The organism is Mucilaginibacter sp. OK283 (assembly GCF_900110415.1).
Classification (GTDB): Bacteria; Bacteroidota; Bacteroidia; order Sphingobacteriales; family Sphingobacteriaceae; genus Mucilaginibacter.
This window is the reverse complement of sequence record NZ_FODR01000028.1, coordinates 1-4,924: the sequence shown is the minus strand read 5'-3', so window position 1 is coordinate 4,924 and position 4,924 is coordinate 1. Positions and strand designations below refer to the sequence as shown.

Genomic DNA, 4,924 nt, shown 5'->3' with positions numbered 1-4,924 from the left:
CCTGCTATGGCGTTTTGCGGTGTAAAAGATGTGATAACCGGTGCCGGTGGCGGGGTTATGGTTAACGTACCGGCAACGTAGGTAACCGTATAATTGGCGGTTACCGCACCGCTTGCCACAATTGGATATTTGCCCGGCAATGATGTGGCTGTGGCGGTGGTGCTTAAAACCGGCGTTTTATCCAGTGCGAGGGTATCATCAGCATAAACAAAACCGCTGTAACTTGCCGTTAATGGCGTATTTGCTGCCTTATATGTCCTGGTTTGGTTATTAGCGCGTATGGTTAATAATGCCGGGCTTATGGTTAAAGTTTGGGTTACCGTATTAGCGGCTTTATATGTTCCGTTACCCGGCTGGCTGGCGGTTATGGTTGTTTTGCCTGCCCCCTTAATGCTCAGTTTGCCATTTTCTACAACAACTATCGGGCTGCTGCTGGAATAAGTTACCGGTAAACCCGAGCTTGAGGTTGCCGGCGAAAAAGGCTGGGCACCGTAAACATTGAGCGCGACCGACGGCATAGTAATGGTTTGCACCAGTGGCACCTGGTAACTGGTGGTTCCCGAACTAAAAGCTGTACTAACTACAACACTACCGTTGGCAGGTGCCGAATCGACAATGGCGATAATGGTTGTGGGTGAAACTACCGTGAATGACCGCGCGGTAACGCCGCCAAATGTCACCGAGGTTATCCCTGCAAATCCCGATCCTGTTATGGTAACGGTATCGCCGGCTGTAATATATTGAGGCGAGATATAGGCAATTGATGGTTTTGCGCAATAAACAGCCGCTATGGATTGTACCTGTGATGTGCGCGTACCGGCCACGGTATGCGTCCTCACCTGATAGGCGTAAGTTTTGCCTCCGATAACGGTGTTATCAATATAGCTTGTAATAGCACCGGGGTTAATTGTTGCCACTACAGTGCTATCCCTCAAAATATCATAAGAAACAGCGTCGCCCGAGTAGTTCCAATTAAGTTTTACCTGGCTGATTTCATTAACGCAGGATGCTGTTAAAACAAGATTGAAGTCGATATTGGTGCCATAAACAAAGCCGGCAAAAGTAGCTGTTCCATCCGTAGTTGTTAGGGTAATATCTCCCGATATTCCTTGCCCTACCGTTGCGATAACGGAGGTTGGCGATACGTAGGTTACTGCTGTAGCAGGTACACCGCCAAAAGTTACGGAGGTAGCTGCCGTAAAACCAGAACCTGTTATGGTTACCTTGTCGCCGGCTACTGCAATTTGCGGGCTAAAGCCGGTAATTACCGGGGGGGGCGGTGGAAGAGGCGGGGTAATAGTTAAGGTGCCTGCCACATAGGTCATAACATAGTTATCAGCTGTAGCCCCGCTTACTGTGATGGGATATTTACCCGGTGGTGAGGAAGATGTAGCCGAAGTAGTCACTATCGGAGCTGTATTAAGTGCTGTTTTTTGACTTTCACCCGGCGCAAAGCCGGTATAGCTTACTGTTAAGGGTGGGTTTGCGGTATTATATGGCCTTGTTTGGTCATCGGCCGTTATGGTTAGCGGTGCCGGAATTACAGTTAACACCTGTGTAACCGGGCTGGCCGGAAAATAAATACTGTTGCCCGGCTGCGTAGCGGTGATAACGGTGGTGCCTGTTCGTAAAATACCCATGCCAGTTTTTAAATCAAGAACAGAACTGTTGCTGCTGGAATAACTAATATGCAATCCTGAATTTGTGCCGGCAAAGCCGTATGTTCGTAATTCGGCCCCATAAACTGCGGTTGCAGTATGTGCCATCACAAGAGTCTGAGGCAAGCCAAATTGATAATTTTTATCATTGACAGCACCAAAGCTTGTAGTAACCCGTGCTGTACCGGCGGTTGCAGCGGTATCAACCACGGCAGTAATTATTGTTGGTGAAACAACTTTAAAATACCTCACGTTAAAGCCCCCAAATGACACCCCGGTTGTACCGGTAAAATTTTTACCGGTAAGTGTTACGGTGTCTCCTCTTGCAATATAATAAGGCGATATTTTGGTAATGAGTGGCGCATTTATACCGCAACTACCAACGGTTATTGTTTCGGGATATGAGGCGATGAGTATGCCATAAAAATTTTTCGTAACTACATAATAAGTATAGCTGGAGTCAGGTTTAACATCGTAATCAACATTATATGCCGTTTTGCTGTTGAAGTCATATTCATAATTATTGGCTATTAAAAGATTGTTGCGGTAAAAACCGATAATTTGGCCATTGTTGGATTTAACATCAATTCTTACCTGGGTTTTAAGCATACTGCTATCTCCGCATGTGGCTGTCAAATTAATCACACTTATATTGCATCCATGTGTCGCAAGTGTAGAGGCTGCCGATGTTATCGTATCTGTAGCTGTTTTAATCTTTACCGTATAAGTATAATTTTTTTCATCGGCCACAGTGGTATCTATATATGCGGGCGTATTAACGGTCGCTATCAATACGCTATCTCTTAAAATATCAAAAGAAGTTGCACCGTTAACGGTATCCCATTTAAGCTCGGCCTGGCTTTTTTGATGATTACATCCCCTCACAACGCTTATCTGCGGTTTGGCACCTGTGAAATATTTAAACCCCGGAAAACTGGCTGTTCCCTGGGCAGTTGTTACGGTAACGTTACCTGATGCGCCGCTGCCTATTTTTACCGCGAGCAATGTTGGAGTCGAACCAAATAGATTAGGTGTGGCTGAGACCCCCCCAAAAGTGACAGTGGGCGCAACGTCGTAAAACAAATGAGTCCCTTTTATAATTATATTATCGCCATAATACGCAACCAGCGGATTTACCGATGTTATAACCGGCGTGCCTGGCGAACAATCATTTGCGGTAACGTAAACGGTATCTGAAGTAACGGTGCCAGCGGAGTTTTTTGCCACAATATAATAACTATAGGTTGTACCGGCTACAACGGCAGTATCTATAAGAAAGCCAGGAGAATTGTGTTTAACTAATATTCCTTGTCGATATATGTCATATGATGCTGTGTAGGTATCACTATATGTTTGGGTGAAAATACTTATTTTCGGTTTGCCGACAATGCACTCGTTTTGAAAGAGCAATTTTATAGGGTAGGGTAATATCCCTGCTTTGCAAAAAGCCGTTCTGATTTTTACTGTATCCGATTGGGCAATACCAAAAGGGTTCCTTGTTATTAAAGAATAGCTATAAGATGTGGTATCGGTTACATTGGTATCAATATATGGAGGAGCCGCTACATAAATTATACCCCGCTGTCCCGATTTTTGTAACTCGTATCCGTTGTTGTTTGCCACATCGGGCCAGTTAAGTGTCACCTGTGGTTTTATACCATTACACGCTGTCGTAGCTGTTAACTTTATGGGCCCAGGGGGGGGAGCTAATTTGCAACTGGAGGATTTTATTGTTACGGGATTTGAATCGATATATCCAGCGCTGTTTATTGCCCTTACAACAATGGTGACTTTTAAATCGGAACTCGACTGGTAAAAGAAAGTGCGTGTCGGTTGGTCAAAAACGGAATTAACAGGAACCTCTTTATTGTTAACGTAATAATTATAAACAGTACTGTTATTTTCAACCGGGAACGTTATATTAATATAACTTCGAGGATTGTTACGATCAAAATAAGAACAGTTAGTTGTAAGAGTTACAACCGGCTTTTTAGGTAAAGGTACCGTGCAATTATTTGAGGCAACTGCAGATCGTATTGCTGTGCCGCTAAAGCCGGCGCCGCCGTTTGCTTTTATCTCATATAAATAAGTTTTGCCTGCAATGACGGCTGTATCAGTGTAAGTTGTTCCCGAGCTAATAGTCGCAATGTAAGCGTTGTTCTTCAGGATGTCGTAAGATACCGCGTCTTTTACTGCAGGCCAATTTAGCTGCATTCTACTTGATAAGCCAAAACATAGCGGAACTACAGTAAGTACAGGTGCCGCGTTGTTAATTTTTACCGGAATAAATAGCGGCGGCCACTCACCCACACCTGTTATCACAACATACCATACCGTGCCATCTTTAGCGTAAGTGCCTATACTATTTGGTAACTGTGCAGAAAAATCCAATTTTTGTTTATCACCAATATAAGGCCAAACAGACATCTGACCAAGGTAAAAGTCGCCATCGGTAGCTACCGTTGTCAGGTTTTGATCAGACGATAGATACACATCTAATTGTCGCATGTTATTGTTATAAGGTACATTAGTATTTAACGTACCTGAAATAGTTACTTTATTGCCTACCCTTATTTCCCCTGGAATTATTTTTAAATTTTGTAGTGTAATAGCATTAACAGTTGCCTGCCCGGGAATAACCGTAAGTGGCACACTTGCCTGGTTGTTGGTTTCATTGCTTTCAGCAACAGCATTGTTACCATCAGCCCAATAAAACAAGAAGTAGTTTCCTCCTGGTGTTGTATTAGGTATTTGGAGAGTGCTGCTTACCGAAATACTTGAATTGACATTAAGCGCGCCAAAAGCTATAGTACCAACGCAGGTAGCGCTATCAATATTCAATTTATTTGTTTTTGAAAGATAAAGTACTACTGTATTGGCTTTTGCGGCGGCAGTGCCTATGTTTGACTCGGAGCAGGTCAGTTTTACATTACCACCAGCAAGCACAGATGCCGGCGATACCGTTTGTGAACCCGCTATGATCACCAGATCTGGTAACGATGGCAGTGTGTGGTTGAGGCTTGCCAGGTGCGAGTTTGTAATATTTTTATACTCGCCTTTATTTGCATTTTTAACCAATGGTAAAATGCTGACCGGCATCGCCAAAGCATTTATAGCCGATAATAAAAGGATTATAAGCAGGGTTTTGGTGGTAAGGTTTTTGATCATCCCGGGAAGTGATAAGTGTTGGGTTAAAATTAATGATTAATAATTAAAAAAAAAGATTATTAAGTTTTAGATAGCTGAAAATGTGATGGTTTCATTTA

At 43.4% G+C, this 4,924-nt stretch carries 1 protein-coding gene; it reads right to left on the bottom strand.

Annotation, left to right across the window (positions count from 1 at the left end):
- On the bottom strand, nucleotides 1-4,826 hold a 4,826-nt coding region (locus BMX56_RS29740; RefSeq protein ID WP_143065569.1), incomplete at its 3' end, for an MBG domain-containing protein.
- Between the last annotated feature and the right edge of the window lie 98 nt (nucleotides 4,827-4,924).